The organism is Bacillus sp. CCB-MMP212 (genome assembly GCF_022748145.1).
GTDB classification, from domain to species: Bacteria; Bacillota; Bacilli; order Bacillales; family Bacillaceae_G; genus Bacillus_A; species Bacillus_A cereus.
This window is the reverse complement of record NZ_JALDQE010000005.1, coordinates 438,950-456,424: the sequence shown is the minus strand read 5'-3', so window position 1 is coordinate 456,424 and position 17,475 is coordinate 438,950. Positions and strand designations below refer to the sequence as shown.

Genomic DNA, 17,475 nt, shown 5'->3' with positions numbered 1-17,475 from the left:
CTATTAATTTCTGATGAATTCCAATTAGGTCTATTTTTTAAAAATATGGAACAATGTCATTACTTACACTGTCTATTAAGCGTTAAAACATTTTCTATTAAATAAATTAAGAAAGGAATCATCATTTTTAAATAAGGGAGAAGATTGAATTGAAAAAATTATGGATGCTGCTTTTCGTTTGTTTTGCAGTTATGTTGGTAGGATGTAATAAAAACGAACCGCCAAAACAAGCATTTGAAGAATATATCAATTTATGGAATGATAAAAAATTTGCAAATATGTATGATCATTTATCAGATCATGCAAAAAAATCGATTTCTAAAAAAGAATTCACAGAAAAATATCAAAAAATCTATGAGGGGATTGGAGCTAAGAATTTAAAAGTTAAAATGAAAGGAGAGAATACGAAAGATAAAGAGCTTTTTCTTTTTGAAGTTAAGATGGATACGGATGTAGGACCAGTTTCATTCATCCACGAAGCAAAACTTGTGAAAGATAAAGAGTCTTGGAAAATAGATTGGACACCAGACTTCATTTTCCCAGGTATGAAAAAAGATTACAAAGTACGTATGCAAATAGAGCAAGGAAAACGCGGAGAAATATATGATCGCAATGGAAAAGGGCTTGCAACGAATGGTAAAGCAACTGAGGTTGGAATTATTCCAGAGAAACTAGGCGAAACAGCAGCGCAAACGAAAGAAATAGTAGCACAATTACTTGATATGTCTATAGAAGAGGTCGAACAAAAGCTCACAGCAAAATGGATAAAACCAGACTCCTTTGTACCAATTGGTATTTTAAAAGAGGGAACTAGACAGAATGATTATATTGAATTAGAAGGAGTTTCATCTCGCCCAGTAAATATTCGTACGTATCCATTAGGTGAAGCAGCGGCACACTTAACTGGATATATAGGAAAGGTGAATGCGGAGGAGTTAAAATCACTTCAAAAACAAGGTTATCAAGCGGATGATTTAGTAGGTAAGACCGGTTTAGAGAAAGTGTTAGAAAATAAATTGCGTGGTGAAAAGGGGGGACGCGTATTTATAGAAGATGAGAATGGGAAAGAGATTAAAAACGTAGCAAAAAAAGAAGCAAAAGAAGGAGAAAATGTTACGTTAACAATTGATGCTGCAATTCAAGAAAAAATCTTTAATGAGATGAAAAATGAAGCAGGGTCTAGTGCAGCAGTCAATCCTAAAACAGGTGAAACAATCGCACTTGTAAGTAGCCCTGCTTATAATCCAAATATAATAGTTAGAGGAGCAGCGAAAGCCCAACGAGAAGCATGGAGTAACGACTCGAAACTACCAATGACGAATCGCTTTACACAAGCATTTGTACCAGGTTCCGTATTTAAAACGATCACAGGTGCAATTGGTTTGGAAACAAACACAATAAATCCGAAGGAAGAATTTAAAATTCAAGGATTGAAGTGGACAAAAGATTCGTCTTGGGGAAATTACTATGTAACGCGTGTAAAGGATGCAAGTCCAATTGATTTTGATAAGGCAATGAAGTACTCTGATAATATTTATTTTGCTCAACAAGCTTTGAAAATGGGAAAAGATCAGTATGTAAAGGAATTTAAAAAGTACGGATTTCATGAAAAATTACCAATCGAATACGAATTTCCTATTTCAATCATTGCAAAAGATGGGATAAAAAACGATATTCAACTAGCAGACACGGGCTATGGACAAGGACAAGTATTAATGACGCCACTTCATTTAGCATTAACATATGCACCGATTGTGAATGAAGGGAATATTCCGTCGCCACATCTTTTAAAAGAAGCAAAAGTAGCAGGGAATTGGAAAGAAAATGTGGTTTCTAAAAAGAATCAAGAGATATTAAAGAGTGCATTAATCAAAGTCATTAATGACCCTGATGGTGCAGGGAGAATTGCAAAGGTTGATGGTGTAACGCTTGCTGGTAAAACTGGTACAGCAGAACTGAAAGAGTCGAAAGAAGCAGACGGAAAAGAACTGGGATGGTTCGCAGCTTTCGATGCAAATGCGCCAGACATGATTGTTACAATGATGATTGAAGATGTAAAAGGAAGAGGAGGAAGTAACGTTCCAGGTGAAAAAGTAAAACATGTATTTCAGAAATAATACTTAATTATAAGGTGAATTTTTTGACTAAATTTATTACATGTTTGCTTAACTCAAAGATATAAATTGGGGAAAATATAGAACAATTAAATTTCAAAAAAGCATTCTTTCTAATCGAGAATGCTTTTTTACTGCGACTCTAGAAAGTTAATACCTTATCTTAATTTTCATTTCTAAAAAGTTGGCATTGCTAATGGTAAATAGAAGAGTATAGCAATTTGAAATGGACAAGTGGAGTGTTACGTTAAATTCAAAAAACAGATTTTCATGAGTAGAATTTTATCATTGTATGCTTTACTTGTTTTTTAGTAGTATTATTCTGCTTGAAAAAAGATAAACAATGGAACAAATGAAACTTGTATCTTGTCTATATATTGAAACCATAATAAAAGTGAGGGCAGTTTTTATGTTTATTCAAATAAGTTTGAGGTGTGGAAATGGAACAGACGTTTATTGAAAAGTGTAATCATGATGAGCTGGACTCTGTTATAAAAGACTATTGGCAAGATGTATGGAATTATTCATTTATTATTACGAAAGATCCACACTTATCAGATGATATCACGCAAGATGTATTTATAAAGGTGTTTAAAAATTGGAATTCATTTCGAAAGGAGTCATCTATTAAAACGTGGATATTAAAAATCACAAGAAATACGGCAATAAACTATTTGAAATCCTCTTATTTTAAAAGGATATCTTTAATAGGATTTTTTAGTGACGATAAGCAATCCCTGTCAGCAGAACAAGAATTTTTTAACCAAGAAGAGATGAATGAGGTGTGGAAGGTTGTATTAAAACTACCTAAAAAGCACCGTGAAATAATTATATTGGAAGCAAAATATGAATTATCATATGAAGAAATGGCTGAAACATTAGGGGTATCCATTGGAACTGTAAAATCGAGATTAAGTAGAGCGAGAAGTAAGGTTTCAAAATTAATAGGGGAGGGTAGTAGTGATGAACAATAAACAAAATCCTGACTGGTATAGAAAAATAAAAAAAGGCCCAATGGAGAATCGTAAAGATGAAGAAGAATTTATTTCTAAAATAAAGCAGTCTATATACGAAAATAATGAAGTGGATTTTGTAAAACATAAAAGACCATTTCGTAAAAAAGCATTACCTATTGTAGTTGTTTTAGTTTGTACAATGTTATTTTTCATTGTTCAACAACCTTGGCTTGATGATAATAAATCACCAGTACAAAGTAGTACTCAAATTAAGCCTAAAACAAAAGATGAGTCTGCTCAAGATCCATCATTAAAACAATTTATGAATGAACTATATCAAAGTACGAACTCAAAAAATGAAAATGACCTGTACAAAGCGTTAAATGATGAAGTTCTATTTAAAGGGAAGAGTTATAAAAAGGATGAACTGAAGTTTGATGAAGATATTTTTCATGAGTTGCAAGTCGCTCTTACAATGGGGGGAGAGTTTGCAAATGATACAAAAAAAGTATACAAAGTACCAAGTGGATTGACAGAAAGTAACCAACCAAAGCAAGCGCATTTTATATATGCAACGGTTACTGGAAATAAAACGAAAATTTTAGCTGAACCAAAACGAGAATCACAAGTGTTATATGAAGTATCTAATGAAATGGTAAAAGCTTGGATTCCAGAAAAAGTGCAAAATGATGGATATATAAAAATATCGACAATTAATGGCAATACTGGATACGTACAAAAAGAGTATGTTTTAACTGATATTAAGTATTCATTTATGTTCGAAAAAAATGAAAATGGTGAATGGAAAATAATAAATATAGATTCTATTTGGTAAAAGAGGAAGGTTCACTTTAATGAACCTTCCTCTTTGTTTTTATTCTCTTTTTGAAGTGTATGCCAAGACTCTAAAATTTCTGATGTAACGAGAGCAGCGATGTTTTTTTCTGAATTACTACCAGGAATAACGACAGAAACGGCAATTTGTGGATCTTCAGTAGGAGCATAAGCAATGAAAAGAGAATGATTTATCATTCTTTCTTGCTCATTTGGAAAACCTGTAATACCTGTTTTACCTGCGACGTCAAAGGGCAACTTTTTAATTTCCTCTATATTTTGACTCATTCCACCTTGCACGACACTCCAAAAGTTCATCGGGTAACGATTTGAACTTTCTAAAATGGGTTTAAACTTTTTTGTTTCCTTACCATCTTGACCAATAATGGCACTTACGATTTGAGGTTTATATTTATCACCTTTACTTGCCAATGTTGCTGCATATTGAGCGAGTTGAAGAGGAGTATGCACTTCATTTCCTCCCCAAGAGGCATTTAATAAAGCGGAAATCCCATTTTCAAATTTATTAGATGGATGGAATTCATATTGTCCGTCTTCTTCAAAGGGCAAATCAATCCCGGTTTTAGAACGTAGGCCGAATTGCATTAAATAATCTGTCCATATATGTGCTACTTTTTCTATATTTCCATTATTTTGGTTGAATAAGGGCAGAGCTACTTTTGCTGTCATAAATGTGTTAGATGAATTAATGATAGCCTGCCTCGGTGTAATCTCACCTGTTGGTGTTCCAGGTGCATTCGTAATGTTATTTTGACTATCATACTGAAAAGTACCTTTATCTAAATAAGTATCTTCGGGTTGAAAAAGTTTTTCGTTTAATCCAATTAAAATAGTGAGTGGTTTTATAGTAGAAGCCATATTTACATAAGATTCACCATACTTTAATTTTTGAATTGCTTTATTTTGCGAAAGAGAGTTAATGTTTTCTTTTCTAGAAGATACACGTGTATTTAATATATTTGGATCAAAAACTGCCGTGTTGGCCATAGTTAAAATTGCGCCAGTTTTTGCATCGCTTACTACAGCATAACCAGCTTTAGCATCAGGTGTTTTCTTAATTTGAGATCTTAATGCTTCTTCTGCCTTTTGCTGCAACTCAGAGTCTAAAGCTAGCCGTACATCTTTACCTTTTTGTACTTTTTGAATATTCCATAATAATTTTTTATTATTCAATTTAAAAATAAGAGTTTTACCTGGTTTTCCTTTTAAATCATTTTCATATTGCAGCTCAATCCCGCTTTTTCCAACAGCCTTATGCTTTGAATTAAGGTCATTTTCTACATACCCAATTACTTGTGAACCAATTTCGTGTTTAGGATAATATCGAATCCATTCATCTTTAATTATTACATTATTGGGTTTGTTTTTGTTTATGAATGCAAGTTCATTCTCAGTTATATCAGAGTATAACGGTATATCATTCATAGTCTGCTTTTTACAAGATTGTTGTAATTGAGATTTTAGGTTCTCTGTAGAAATATCATGTTGAAACTCGCTTGAAAATTGATTAAAAAAAGCTAATGTGTTTGATGTATCTTGTTTCGATAGCTTTTCGTCATTAGAAGTGCAATATAGAGACTTAACTTTCTTATTTGTAGCTAGTATTACACCATTTTGATCAAAAATCTTTCCTCTTTCAGCTGAAGAAGTTGCGATAGTAATTGAAATGAAGTTGATTTTTAATAAAATTAGTAAAATCAAACCTACGATAGAAAAAACCGCAAAAAATCTCCATCTTTTTATATGTAACATATAACCCTCCCTTATGTAGCCTATTTCATCTTATATTTAATTATTTTTTTTGTAAATGTGGAACAACTTTATTGTTTAGGTTGTCTATTAAGTATTACAGCATGAAGAAAGGAATAATTAGCATGAAAATTTACTAGCAAGTTTATATGTAAGTTTAATAAGAGTCATTATACAGTTTAGCACTTCTCATGCAAGTGGCAAAAAAATAGAGAGAAAACAGGAAGGGAGAGTTATTAATTCCGTAGCTAAACGAAAAGGAATGGTTGCTTACAAGGATGAAGCAAAAAATTGAGGCGATATTTATAACCGATTATCGGTATCTAATATATAAGGAATGCTTTTAGTATTTGTAGCAATTTCTGAAAGGATTAAATGGAGGATTTATGAAAGAACAAAAAGGCAAGAAGCAGAAGACATATATATCTATTCGATTAAATATAATGTTCCTTTGCATATTTGTACTATTCTCAGCTATTATTATGCAGCTAGGAAAGGTACAAATCGTTGAGGGAGAGGCTTATAAGAACCAAGTGGAAAGTAGTCAAAATGCAATAACTAGTATTCCAGTTCCACGTGGACAAATTTTAGATCGAGAAGGGAAAACAGTTGTTAATAATAAATCTCTTCGCACAATTACGTATACAAGGGTGAAGGGAATTACGAGTGAAGATATTTTAAAAACAGCAAAAGACTTGGCGAAAGTACTTGAAATGCCTGAACAAGATATAAATAAATTAACAGATATCGATAAAAAAGATTTTTGGATGCAGTTGAATTCGAAACGTGCGGAGACAAAGATTACTAAGAAAGATATAGAAAAGTTTAAAGAAAAGGGTATAGAGGGAAAAGAGTTAGATAAAAAAATAGAAGACTTAAGACGAGGTCGTGTTACAGAGGTAGAATTAGCAGAATTAACAGCACAAGATTTAAAGGTGTTAGCTATTAAAAGTAAAATGAGTTCAGGTTATCAACTAACACCACAAATCATTAAAAAAGATGTAACAGATGAAGAGTATGCGCGGATAAGCGAAAATCTTGCGAATTTTCCAGGAGTAGATGCAACTGTTGATTGGGAACGTAATTATGTAAACGGTAATTTATTTCGTTCTGTATTAGGAAATATTACGAGTAGTGAAGAAGGATTACCGAAAGAAAATTTAGATTCTTATTTAGTACGTGGATATAACCGTAATGATCGTGTTGGAAAAAGTTATATTGAACAACGATATGAAGATGTATTACACGGCACAAAAGAAGAAGTGAAAAATATTACTGATAAATCAGGAAACATTGTTAGCACAGAAATAATCTCTAAAGGAAAAAGTGGTAATAGTTTAACATTAACGATTGATATGGAATTACAAAAGAAAGTGGAAGAAAGTATAGAGAAAAACTTGAGAGCTTTTAAGAGTTCAGAGCCACTGCTCGATCGAGCTTTTGTTGTCATGACGAATCCAAATAACGGACAAATTTTATCAATGGCAGGCAAAAAGATTGTAGAAAAAGAAGGGAAAATAGAGGTTGAGGATTTGGCATTAGGAAACATGACAACTTCGTATGAGCTAGGGTCAGCTGTAAAAGGTGCTACTTTATTAACTGGATATGAGACAGGCGCAATACATCTAGGAGATCAATTTTATGACGCGCCGATGAAATTTAAAGGTACACAAGCTAAGAAATCGTGGAATGTATCCGGATTTGGTAATATTAATGATTTACGGGCTTTACAAGTATCTTCGAATGTATACATGTTCCAGACAGCTTTAAAAATTGCGGGAGTTAATTACGTACCAAATGGCTCATTGGATATTAAACAAGGAGCATTTGATACGATGCGCTATTATTTCAAGCAATTTGGTTTAGGTGTCCCAACAGGTATTGATTTACCGAATGAAATAATTGGACAAACGAGAAAAGTAGATAGTCAACCTGGATTTTTACTAGATTTTTCTATCGGTCAGTATGATACGTATACGCCGTTGCAATTAGCGCAATATATTTCAACGATTGCGAATGGTGGTTATAGAATGCAACCTCAAATTGTACAAGAAATACGAGAACAATCAATAAAAGAAGAGGTTGGCAAAGTTATACGTTCCATAGAGCCTGTCGTATTAAATCGAATTGATATGAAGAAAGAACATATTAATCGGATAAAAGAAGGGTTTAGATGGGTATTCCAAGAAGGTGATGGAACTGGCGTGAAATATTTCAAAAACGCGCCATATAAACCAGCAGGAAAGACAGGAACAGCCCAAACTGTATATGGTGGAGATGACCCGATTGGTAGAAATGCAAAAGGAGAACGTATGGAATGTTACAACTTAACGTTAGTTGGATATGCTCCATATGATAATCCAGAAGTAGCATTTTCCGTAGTAGTTCCATGGCTTCATGATGATAAAAATGGAATTAATTCTATAATCGGAAAGGAAGTATTAGATGTATACTTTGATTTAAAACAGCAACGTATACATGGTGAAGCTACTAGTACAGGTAGTTCTAAGCAAAATTAGAGTACTTTTCTCAGGGAAAGACCCTGTTCATATAAAGCCATTTATAAGTAAAAAAATGAAATATGAAATAGGAGATAGAGGCGTCGTAGCTACTATCTCTTATTTTGTTAATAACTCTCATACTAGCTATAATTTTTTTAGTTTATGGAACAAATTTGGTTCGGTGATTGTCTATTATGTGTACGTATAAAAAGGTGCTAAAAATTTGGAAGGAATGATGATTTTGAAAAATAAGAGGATGCTAAAAATAGGAATATGCGTTGGTATATTAGGTTTAAGTATTACAAGCCTAGAAGCTTTTACAGGAGGGGCACTGCAAGTTGAAGCGAAAGAAAAGACTGGACAAGTGAAACATAAAAATCAGGCGACGCATAGAGAGTTCTCTCAACTTGAGAAAAAATTTGATGCTCGGGTAGGTGTATATGCGATTGATACTGGTACAAATCAAACAATTTCTTATCGATCTAACGAAAGATTTGCCTTCGCATCAACCTACAAGGCTTTAGCAGCAGGAGTATTACTACAGCAAAGCTCAATTGATACATTAAATGAAGTAATCACATTTACGAAAGAAGACTTAGTGGATTATTCACCTGTTACAGAGAAACATGTAGATACTGGAATGAAACTAGGAGAAATTGCTGAGGCTGCTGTTCGTTCAAGTGATAATACTGCAGGGAACATTTTATTTAATAAAATAGGCGGACCTAAAGGATATGAAAAAGCGCTTAGAAAGATGGGGGATCGGGTTACTATGTCTGATCGCTTTGAAACAGAATTAAACGAAGCTATTCCAGGAGACATTCGTGACACTAGTACAGCGAAAGCAATTGCTACGAATCTTAAAGCTTTTACGCTCGGAAATGCACTTCCAGCTGAGAAACGTAAAATTCTTACAGAGTGGATGAAAGGAAATGCTACAGGGGACAAACTTATTCGTGCAGGCGTACCAACTGACTGGGTAGTTGGAGATAAATCAGGTGCTGGCAGTTACGGGACAAGAAATGATATTGCTATCGTTTGGCCTCCAAATAGAGCACCAATTATCATCGCAATTTTATCTAGTAAAGATGAGAAAGAGGCTACCTATGATAATCAACTCATTGCAGAGGCAACGGAAGTTATAGTTAAGGCTCTTAAGTAATAATCTTTCAATTCTTTATGTAATATAATTAAAAATAAGAACTTGGAAAGCGATTCTTTTTAATGTGAAAAGAATCGCTTTTTTATAAGCATGTAAACTATTTATACCTATGTATTATAAAGATATAATTAATGTAGAAAAGAGGGTGAATAGTTATGGAGAATGACAATCAAGTCTTTTGGAGAACAGATTGTCTTGTTTTGAGAAGGTTTAGTATGGATGACACTAACTACTTTCATTTTTATCGTTCTAATCCAGAAGTGGCTAAATTTCAGTCATGGGTTAATTATCAATATCATGAGGCTAAAACGTTTGTAAATGAACAAGTTAAAAATAATCCTAATCTACCAGGTACTTGGTTCCAGTTCGCAATTGCTTTAACTGAAAATAACAAAATAATTGGAGATTGTGCACTTCACACACTTGTAAATGAACCTCGCATCGTAGAAATCGGATTTACTCTTTCTCCAGAATATCAGGGAAAAGGCTATGCAACTGAAGCTGTTTGTGCCTTATTGAGTTACATATTTCATTCATTAGGAAAACATAAGGTGATTGCATTTTCGGACGTTCGAAATAATAAGTCTATTTCTGTACTAGAACGAGTGGGGATGAGGAGAGAAGGTCATTTATTGCAGAATTACATGCTAAAAGGCCAGTGGATTGATGAATATCAATATTCAATATTGAAGTCTGAATGGAAGGACGCTACATAATTATAAAATTTAGAAACAATGAAGGAACTTATTCATGAAATTGATGAAAATGCCTTTGTCAATGTATATGATGTTGCGGAAGTACAAGGCGGAAACTTTAAAAAGCATGATATCCATTAAGGGTATTAACTAACTTAAATATTTTATACATAGTTGATTATTGAAAAAGATAAAAACCTCACCACATATAGATAGACAACTGATATGTACTAAGTTGTATAACTGCAAGGTACATAGAACTAAAACTAAGATATTCATACGAACTCAAAAAGCTGAAATTCCTTAACTTGGGAATTTCGGCTTTAATGTTATATGATAGAGTTACGATTAGAACAGAACCGGGCATGTTTACTTCAACAGAGTGATATAAGTTCTTCAGTTCCTAAAATTAGAAACTTGTACTTGATTATCGTAGTTAAATCGATTTCACTTTAAAAGAGAACCGTTAGATAAAAAGAATAATCTATTGAAATGTTTTTGAGAATTGTAGTATTGATGAAGATTTTAGGAGGGAATATGAGCAAGAAGATTAAAAGAAGTATATTACTTATTGCTACATTAGTAGGTTGTAGTATCTTTTTATTTTTACAGAACAATTTAATAAGTATAACTGAGGTTAAAATAACCTCTAGTAAAATACCATCCTCTTTTAAAGGGTATAAAATTCTACAAATTTCAGACTTACACAATAAAAAATTTGGCGATAATCAAGATGTGTTAATTCAAAAAATAAAAAGTATAGACCCAGATATTATTGCGATTACGGGTGATTTAATTGACAGTAAATCATACGATGCAGAAGTTAGTATGCAATTAATACGAGAAATTGTAAAGAAATATCCTGTATATTTTGTGACAGGAAACCATGAACAATGGTCTGGAAAGTATAACAATTTAGAAAAAGAGTTGAAGAAATATGATGTCAATGTTTTAAGGAATGAACATGTAGGCATTCGAAGGGGTGAGCAAGAAATAAACTTGCTAGGTATTGATGATCCAGAGTTTGTTACTGGAAACCGTGATGAAGGAAATATTATAATAGATGAAATTAAAAAAGCGAAAATTGAAATGCAGCCAGATAAATATAATGTATTATTATCCCATCGGCCTGAATTTATAAAGGAATATACGAATGAGAGGTTGGATTTGGTTTTATCGGGACATGCTCATGGAGGGCAAGTTAGATTGCCATTTATCGGAGGATTAGTTGCGCCAAATCAAGGTGTTTTACCTAAATATACAGCGGGTTTATATGTAGAACAAAATACATCAATGGTAGTGAGTAGAGGATTAGGAAATAGTATCATTCCGCAAAGGATTTTGAATAGGCCAGAAATTGTAGTCGTGCAGCTAAATTAAGCTGTACGATTTTTTTTATACAAAAATGAGTAAAGGGGCTTTCTGTATTTTGCAGGAGTAAACATTACAATTTTGTTAAAAATTTTCTACGTTACATAAAGTAACAAAATTTGACCCTCAGTGTTTGTTATAGTGTAAATAATCAAAAAACTTAAAATTTGTCGAGTGAAAATTGTGATAAGTAATTCATATAAAAAACTTAAAGGGGTGTACACATGCATAAAGAATATGAAATTGAAGAATACACGGCGATTGAGGAACAAATCCATTATTATTGTAAATGTTTATTAGTAAGTCATCCTGATCAAATAATAAAGTATTTAGAAAAAAGGTTAGAAAAATATGCAGAAACATTACAATATGCACATTTATATCCTGACACAGTTATTTTACCGTTACAGCAATTAGTTATCGAATATTCTTTAGACGTTGCTAGAATTCGGAAGTATATGAATTTAAAAACGTAAAGTGAAATTTATAGTTTAAATGAAACAGAGTCGACTTTAGGAAATGAAATTCTAATGTCGACTCTGTTTCATTGTTTAATATCGGTGATTGAACATACATACTAATCAACGAAGTTTGACATATAATTAAGCAAGAGTAAAATAAAAGTGAGTACTCACTCATTTTTATTGGAAAAGGAGGATGAAACGTGCAACAACCTTCAATTATTTTACGGACTGTATCAAAAAGTTTTGGAAAAAAAGAAGTGTTACACAATCTTTCATTGCAAGTTGAAAAAGCAGAGATTTTTGGTTTTGTTGGACCTTCTGGATCGGGGAAAACAACGCTCATTAAAATGATTGCAGGTATTAATGAGGCAACGAAAGGTGAAGTGCTTGTTAATAATACTAATATGCCTAATTTAAATGAAATGAAACGAATTGGTTATATGGCCCAGGCGGATGCATTATATGAAGAATTGTCAGCATATGAAAATGCAGATTTTATAGCAACGATGTATGGATTAAAGGGAAAAAGTAAAAAGACAAGAATTGCAGAGGTTTTTGAACTTGTACAATTGTCACAGTATATGAAAAAGCAAGTACAACAATTTTCAGGTGGAATGAAAAAACGCTTATCATTAGCAATAGCACTCCTCCATGAACCAGAAATATTAATTTTAGATGAGCCTACAGTGGGGATAGATCCGCTTCTTAGGAAAACGATTTGGGAAAAATTTTATGATCTTAAAAAGAAAGGCACAACGATTATTGTAACGACGCACATTATGGATGAAGCTGAATTTTGTGAGCGTCTAGGATTAATTAGAGAAGGGAAACTAGTTGCGGTTGGAACAACTGAAGAATTGAAAAAACGCGTGTCATCTGGACGGATTGAAGATGTCTTTTTGTTGGAAGAGGTGGTGTCATCATGAGAGTTACTGGTGTAATCATTCGTATTATTCGCCAATTTTTTCGAGATAAGCGCTCGTTAGCGATGATGTTTGGGGCACCAATGTTATTACTTTGGCTATTATCGCTAGTGTTTACACAAAAAGACTATATACCGCAAATTGCTGTTGTTGATATGCCCGCTCAAATAGTAAAAGTGATGAAAAATCAAGAAGCGTCAATTTATGAATACAGTAAAGAAAACGCGATTTCTGAGTTAGAAAAACAAAAGGTAGATGCAATACTTCGAATAGAGAATGGAAAAATGAAACTTCTGTTGGAAGGTAGTGATTCGTCAAAAAATCGTGCTGTACTTCAAGTATTGCAAAAAAGCACAGAGAAGAATGATGTATCGATTATGAAACCTGAAGTAAATTTTTTACATGGCTCTAAAGACTTTACGATGTTTGATGGGCTTGGTCCTGTATTAATTGGTTTCTTTACATTTTTCTTTGTATTTATATTATCAGGTGTATCCTTCGTAAGAGAACGTTTAAGTGGTACGCTAGAAAGGTTATTATCCACCCCAATAAGAAGATGGGAAATAGTCGCAGGTTATATTATTGGCTTTGGAATCTTTGCCTTTATACAATCCATAATTATCGTAAGTTTTTCCGTTTATATTTTAGATTTATACGTAGCTGGCTCTATATGGCTAACGCTACTTATTACATGTATGCTCTCTTTAACTGCACTAACATTAGGTACGTTTTTATCGGCATACGCAAATAATGAATTTCAAATGATTCAATTTATACCGCTTGTTATTGTGCCACAAATCTTCTTTTCTGGATTGTTTCCAATGGAATCTATGAACAAGTGGCTACAAATGTTAGGGAAAGTATTTCCACTCACATACGGCGCTGACGCAATGAGACAAGTGATGATTCGGAATCAAGGGTTTACAGAGATTGCATTAGATCTTACTGTATTATTACTTTTTTCAATATTATTTGCAGTAGGAAATGTATTTGCTTTAAAGAAACATCGCAAAATATAATAATGACAAAAAGGAGCTTTATAAATGCAGAAGGATTGGCTGGAGGAATTAATAGCTGCAACTAATACGGATAAAAGAAATGAACGTCAAATGCGAATATTAGAGGCGGCTGTTGATATGTTTGGAGAAAAAGGATACGCTTCAACTTCAACAAGTGAAATTGCAAAACGGGCTGGTGTAGCGGAAGGAACAATCTTCCGCTACTATAAGACGAAAAAAGATTTATTACTAGCGGTCGTAATGCCAACATTAACTAAGTTCGCTGCACCATTTTTCGTACAAACCTTTGCAAAAGAAATATTTAAATCGGAGTATGAATCATACGAAGGACTTTTAAGGGTTGTAATTCATAATAGGTTTAAATTTGCTCAAAAACACTTTCCTATGATAAAAATATTAATTCAAGAGGTGCCATTCCAACCAGAACTGAAAAATGAAATACAGCAATTAGTAGAAACAGAACTGTTTTCACATTTCAAAAAGTTGATTGTGAAATTTCAAGAAGAAGGGGAAATTATTGAGATACCACCATCTTCCGTACTACGTCTTACTTTATCAGCTGTATTAGGTTTATTATTAACACGATTTTTATTATTGCCTGAAGAAAAATGGAATGATGAAGCGGAAATTGAAAATACGATTCAATTTATATTGTATGGATTAACTCCACGATTTTAATCGTTGAAGTGTGAATTACATACATTACTTTTAAGTAAAAATAAATCGCCTTTAAAAAGGCGATTTATTTTCATTATATATTTTTGATAAATAAGTACTTGTTTACTAAAAACATTCTAAATCAGCGTGTTTCTTTATCTCTTCTTCTAAGACCTAATAATCCTGCTAGTCCTAATAAACCAAGCCAAGCCCAATTATTATTTCTATCACGATTATCATTTAAATCATTTGTTGTATTAACATTTCGAGTTCTTACATCATTATTAACTCTGTCTAAGTTATTGTCATTTACTCGAGTTGAAATATCAGTGTTATTAACTCTATTCATATTATTTCCATCGTATTCAGCTTGCGCAGATGTACCTAAAAACATAATAGATAGTGCTAAAACACTTAAAATAGATGATAATTTCTTTTTCATAACAATCCCTCCTTTCTTAATCATTAATTTCTCCGAAGCATGTGTGTATTATTCATTTCACAATATCTAAACCCTCATTAATAAGGCGCACATTTATAGAAAATAGAGTTGAATGATTGTTAATATATCATTGGATATATATTTCTCATAAAAATAAATGAATCAAACTTTGCTTAAAATGTTAATCTTAGTACAATTTATATTATACGGGCTAGCACTAAGGAGGTAATGAGATGCGACAATTTGCAAAACCAACAATCGTCGTAAGTAAATGTTTAGAATTTGATGCTTGTCGTTATAATGGAGAGATGATTCCAGATGTAACAATACGAAATTTGCAGCCATTTGTTACATTTATACCTGTTTGTCCAGAAGTCGAGATTGGATTGGGGACTCCTCGTGAAACGATACGAATTGTAGAAGAAAATGGTGAGAATAGACTTGTGCAACCGTCGACACGAGAAGATGTAACTGAAAAAATGGAGCAGTTTTCAAATGACTTTTTACAAACGATACCGGATGTGGATGGTTTTATTTTAAAGAATCGTTCACCAAGTTGTGGTACGCGTGATGTGAAAATTTATTCTGGTTTTGAAAAAGCGCCAGCAAAGGGAAAAGGATCGGGCTTATTTGGCGGAGCAGTAGTAAAAAAATTTTCGCATCTTCCTATTGAAGAGGAAGGTAGATTGTCGAATTTTATTATTAGAGAGCATTTCTTTACAAGGTTATTTACAATCGCATATTACAAAATGATTAAACACAATAAAAATATGAAAGAACTTGTATCGTTTCAGTCGGACAATAAATATTTATTTATGGCATATAATCAGGTGAAACAAAAGGAATTAGGTCGTATAATTGCAAATCAAAAAAATGAAAAGATTGAAGTGGTATTTGAAAACTATGAGAAGACTTTATATGAATTATTTATGCGTGCGCCCCGTTATACATCGAATGTAAATGTATGCGAGCACATTTTTGGATATTTTAAAACAAAGTTAAAAAAACAAGAAAAAGATCATTTTATAGAACTGTTACAAAAGTATGCAGAAAAGAAAATACCACTTAGTAGTTTACTTACAATATTAAAATCATGGGCTATTCGATTTGATGAAAAGTATTTATTAAGACAAACATATTTCGAACCATACCCTGAAGCATTAGTAGAAATTTCTGATTCCGGAAAAGGTAGAGATTATTAAACAATAAATTACATAATTCGACACAAAACCTCCTATGTTGTTGTAGAACAATGTAGGAATTTTTTTGTGCATTAGTACAGAATCTGTTTTAAAATTAAGTTATGACAGAATTATAGCAATTGTCTAACTAATATTCTTGTCTTTTAAGTTGTTATGTTTGTAGTAGAAACTCGCACGCTGTCGAAACTCAATATTCGATAAGGGGTGTGTAGCGGAATGGAATTTACTCTAACTCGCGAAAAACAAATGATTAAAGAAATGGTACGTGACTTTGCTGAAAAGGAAATCGCACCGAAAGCTGTATATTATGACAAAACTGCAGAGTTTCCATATGAAACATTTCAAAAAATGGGCGAACTAGGATTATTAGGCATCCCATTCCCAGAAGAGTATGGAGGTTCAGGTGGCGATACAGTATCGTATGCGTTAGCAGTTGAAGAAATTGGTCGCGCTTGTGGTGGCACCGGTTTAAGCTATGCTGCAACAATTTCATTAGGTGCTTCTCCAATTTATTATTTCGGTACAGAAGAACAAAAACAAAAGTATTTAGTTCCAATGGCGTCAGGTAAAACATTAGGTGCCTTCGGATTAACGGAGCCGAATGCTGGATCAGATGCAGGTGGTACTCAAACGAAAGCGGTATTAGATGGTGATGAGTATGTAATCAGTGGTGAGAAGTGTTGGATTACAAACGCAGAGTATGCAAATACAATTATTGTAACCGCTGTCAACGGTATTGAAGAGAATGGTAGAAAACGTATTTCTGCATTTATCGTGCCTACTACGAGTGAAGGATTAACGATTTCAAGTCCTTACGATAAGATGGGTGTTCGCGCTTCTAATACTTGTGAAATCGTACTTGATGGTGTTCGTGTACCGAAAGAAAATATTCTTGGTGATGTAAATAAAGGCTTTAAACAATTTTTATATACACTTGATGGAGGGCGTATTTCAATCGCTGCATTGGCAGTTGGTATTGCGCAATCAGCCTTTGAACGTGCATTACAATATGCGAAAGAACGTCAACAATTTGGAAAGTCAATCTCTAATTTCCAAGCGATTCAATTTAAATTAGCTGATATGGCGACTGAAGTAGAGCTAGCACGCAATTTAGTACATAAAGCAGCTTGGTTAAAAGATAACGATAAACCTTTCGGCAAAGAAGCGGCAATGGCAAAACTATTTGCATCGGAAGCAGCAAGCCGTATTGCGAATCAAGCAGTACAGATTCATGGTGGATATGGTTATATGCGTGAATATGAAGTTGAACGACATATTCGTGATGCGAAACTATTAGAAATTGGTGAAGGAACTTCTGAAATTCAACGTCTCGTAATTGCTAGACATTTAGGATGTAGATAAAAG

General features: G+C 33.1%; 15 protein-coding genes and 1 pseudogene. 14 read left to right on the top strand and 2 right to left on the bottom strand.

Going from position 1 to position 17,475, the window contains the following annotated elements:
* Nucleotides 1–149: 149 nt before the first annotated feature.
* The 3 genes from MRP26_RS17100 to MRP26_RS17090 all read left to right on the top strand — a co-directional run bounded on the left by MRP26_RS17100 (nt 150) and on the right by MRP26_RS17090 (nt 3,905).
* The gene (locus tag MRP26_RS17100) at nt 150–2,117 is read left to right on the top strand and encodes a penicillin-binding transpeptidase domain-containing protein (protein WP_242806450.1); all 1,968 of its coding nucleotides are present in this window, start codon (nt 150–152) and stop codon (nt 2,115–2,117) included.
* A gap of 437 nt (nt 2,118–2,554) precedes the next feature.
* Nucleotides 2,555–3,088, top strand: a complete 534-nt coding sequence (locus tag MRP26_RS17095) for an RNA polymerase sigma factor (RefSeq protein ID WP_140155686.1) — start codon at nt 2,555–2,557, stop codon at nt 3,086–3,088.
* Entirely contained in the window at nt 3,078–3,905 is an 828-nt protein-coding gene (locus MRP26_RS17090) for an SH3 domain-containing protein (RefSeq protein WP_065483681.1), read from the top strand. Before MRP26_RS17095 ends, MRP26_RS17090 begins: the two co-directional genes overlap by 11 nt.
* A gap of 11 nt (nt 3,906–3,916) precedes the next feature.
* Here the strand turns inward: MRP26_RS17090 and MRP26_RS17085 are convergent, their stop codons facing one another.
* Complete coding sequence (locus tag MRP26_RS17085; RefSeq protein ID WP_242806447.1) at nt 3,917–5,677, bottom strand: peptidoglycan D,D-transpeptidase FtsI family protein; 1,761 nt, start codon at nt 5,675–5,677, stop codon at nt 3,917–3,919.
* Between the two features lie 383 nt (nt 5,678–6,060).
* On the opposite strand from MRP26_RS17085, the gene MRP26_RS17080 reads away from it, so the two are divergent.
* The 9 genes and pseudogenes from MRP26_RS17080 to MRP26_RS17045 all read left to right on the top strand — a co-directional run bounded on the left by MRP26_RS17080 (nt 6,061) and on the right by MRP26_RS17045 (nt 14,487).
* Complete coding sequence (locus MRP26_RS17080; RefSeq protein ID WP_242806446.1) at nt 6,061–8,193, top strand: peptidoglycan D,D-transpeptidase FtsI family protein; 2,133 nt, start codon at nt 6,061–6,063, stop codon at nt 8,191–8,193.
* Nucleotides 8,194–8,410: 217 nt separating this feature from the next.
* Nucleotides 8,411–9,337 (top strand): class A beta-lactamase Bla1, encoded by a 927-nt coding sequence (gene bla, locus MRP26_RS17075; protein WP_242806483.1) that lies wholly within the window; start codon nt 8,411–8,413, stop codon nt 9,335–9,337.
* Nucleotides 9,338–9,492: 155 nt separating this feature from the next.
* Nucleotides 9,493–10,053: a GNAT family N-acetyltransferase gene (locus MRP26_RS17070; protein ID WP_017656373.1), complete on the top strand. Its 561-nt coding sequence runs from the start codon at nt 9,493–9,495 to the stop codon at nt 10,051–10,053.
* A gap of 18 nt (nt 10,054–10,071) precedes the next feature.
* Nucleotides 10,072–10,173, top strand: a pseudogene (locus tag MRP26_RS30920) (DUF2179 domain-containing protein); the annotation flags it as partial.
* Nucleotides 10,174–10,569: 396 nt separating this feature from the next.
* Nucleotides 10,570–11,412 (top strand): metallophosphoesterase, encoded by an 843-nt coding sequence (locus tag MRP26_RS17065; protein WP_200458341.1) that lies wholly within the window; start codon nt 10,570–10,572, stop codon nt 11,410–11,412.
* Nucleotides 11,413–11,627: 215 nt separating this feature from the next.
* Entirely contained in the window at nt 11,628–11,879 is a 252-nt protein-coding gene (locus tag MRP26_RS17060; protein ID WP_000548621.1) for a hypothetical protein, read from the top strand.
* A gap of 188 nt (nt 11,880–12,067) precedes the next feature.
* Nucleotides 12,068–12,793 carry an ABC transporter ATP-binding protein gene (locus tag MRP26_RS17055; protein ID WP_001187075.1) on the top strand — a complete coding sequence of 242 codons (726 nt, stop codon included), beginning with the start codon at nt 12,068–12,070 and terminating at the stop codon, nt 12,791–12,793.
* Nucleotides 12,790–13,809 (top strand): ABC transporter permease, encoded by a 1,020-nt coding sequence (locus MRP26_RS17050; protein ID WP_053564454.1) that lies wholly within the window; start codon nt 12,790–12,792, stop codon nt 13,807–13,809. Before MRP26_RS17055 ends, MRP26_RS17050 begins: the two co-directional genes overlap by 4 nt.
* Nucleotides 13,810–13,833: 24 nt before the next feature.
* Nucleotides 13,834–14,487, top strand: a complete 654-nt coding sequence (locus tag MRP26_RS17045) for a TetR/AcrR family transcriptional regulator (RefSeq protein ID WP_001168191.1) — start codon at nt 13,834–13,836, stop codon at nt 14,485–14,487.
* Nucleotides 14,488–14,608: 121 nt separating this feature from the next.
* Here MRP26_RS17045 and MRP26_RS17040 read toward each other — a convergent pair whose 3' ends face one another.
* Complete coding sequence (locus MRP26_RS17040) at nt 14,609–14,908, bottom strand: WGxxGxxG family protein (protein WP_000728151.1); 300 nt, start codon at nt 14,906–14,908, stop codon at nt 14,609–14,611.
* 233 nt (nt 14,909–15,141) lie between these two features.
* Between MRP26_RS17040 and MRP26_RS17035 the strand changes: the two genes are divergently transcribed.
* Both MRP26_RS17035 and MRP26_RS17030 read left to right on the top strand, forming a co-directional pair.
* Nucleotides 15,142–16,110 carry a YbgA family protein gene (locus tag MRP26_RS17035; protein ID WP_242806445.1) on the top strand — a complete coding sequence of 323 codons (969 nt, stop codon included), beginning with the start codon at nt 15,142–15,144 and terminating at the stop codon, nt 16,108–16,110.
* A gap of 216 nt (nt 16,111–16,326) precedes the next feature.
* Nucleotides 16,327–17,472 (top strand): acyl-CoA dehydrogenase, encoded by a 1,146-nt coding sequence (locus MRP26_RS17030; RefSeq protein ID WP_000397279.1) that lies wholly within the window; start codon nt 16,327–16,329, stop codon nt 17,470–17,472.
* Nucleotides 17,473–17,475: the final 3 nt, after the last annotated feature.

Coding starts and splice junctions, on each gene's coding strand:
- MRP26_RS17030 (WP_000397279.1), top strand. CDS start 16,327: ATGGAATTTACTCTAACTCGCGAAAAACAAATGATTAAAGAAATGGTA.
- MRP26_RS17045 (WP_001168191.1), top strand. CDS start 13,834: ATGCAGAAGGATTGGCTGGAGGAATTAATAGCTGCAACTAATACGGAT.
- MRP26_RS17080 (WP_242806446.1), top strand. CDS start 6,061: ATGAAAGAACAAAAAGGCAAGAAGCAGAAGACATATATATCTATTCGA.
- bla (WP_242806483.1), top strand. CDS start 8,411: ATGATTTTGAAAAATAAGAGGATGCTAAAAATAGGAATATGCGTTGGT.
- MRP26_RS17065 (WP_200458341.1), top strand. CDS start 10,570: ATGAGCAAGAAGATTAAAAGAAGTATATTACTTATTGCTACATTAGTA.
- MRP26_RS17070 (WP_017656373.1), top strand. CDS start 9,493: ATGGAGAATGACAATCAAGTCTTTTGGAGAACAGATTGTCTTGTTTTG.
- MRP26_RS17095 (WP_140155686.1), top strand. CDS start 2,555: ATGGAACAGACGTTTATTGAAAAGTGTAATCATGATGAGCTGGACTCT.
- MRP26_RS17085 (WP_242806447.1), bottom strand. CDS start 5,677: ATGTTACATATAAAAAGATGGAGATTTTTTGCGGTTTTTTCTATCGTA.
- MRP26_RS17060 (WP_000548621.1), top strand. CDS start 11,628: ATGCATAAAGAATATGAAATTGAAGAATACACGGCGATTGAGGAACAA.
- MRP26_RS17090 (WP_065483681.1), top strand. CDS start 3,078: ATGAACAATAAACAAAATCCTGACTGGTATAGAAAAATAAAAAAAGGC.
- MRP26_RS17050 (WP_053564454.1), top strand. CDS start 12,790: ATGAGAGTTACTGGTGTAATCATTCGTATTATTCGCCAATTTTTTCGA.
- MRP26_RS17035 (WP_242806445.1), top strand. CDS start 15,142: ATGCGACAATTTGCAAAACCAACAATCGTCGTAAGTAAATGTTTAGAA.
- MRP26_RS17040 (WP_000728151.1), bottom strand. CDS start 14,908: ATGAAAAAGAAATTATCATCTATTTTAAGTGTTTTAGCACTATCTATT.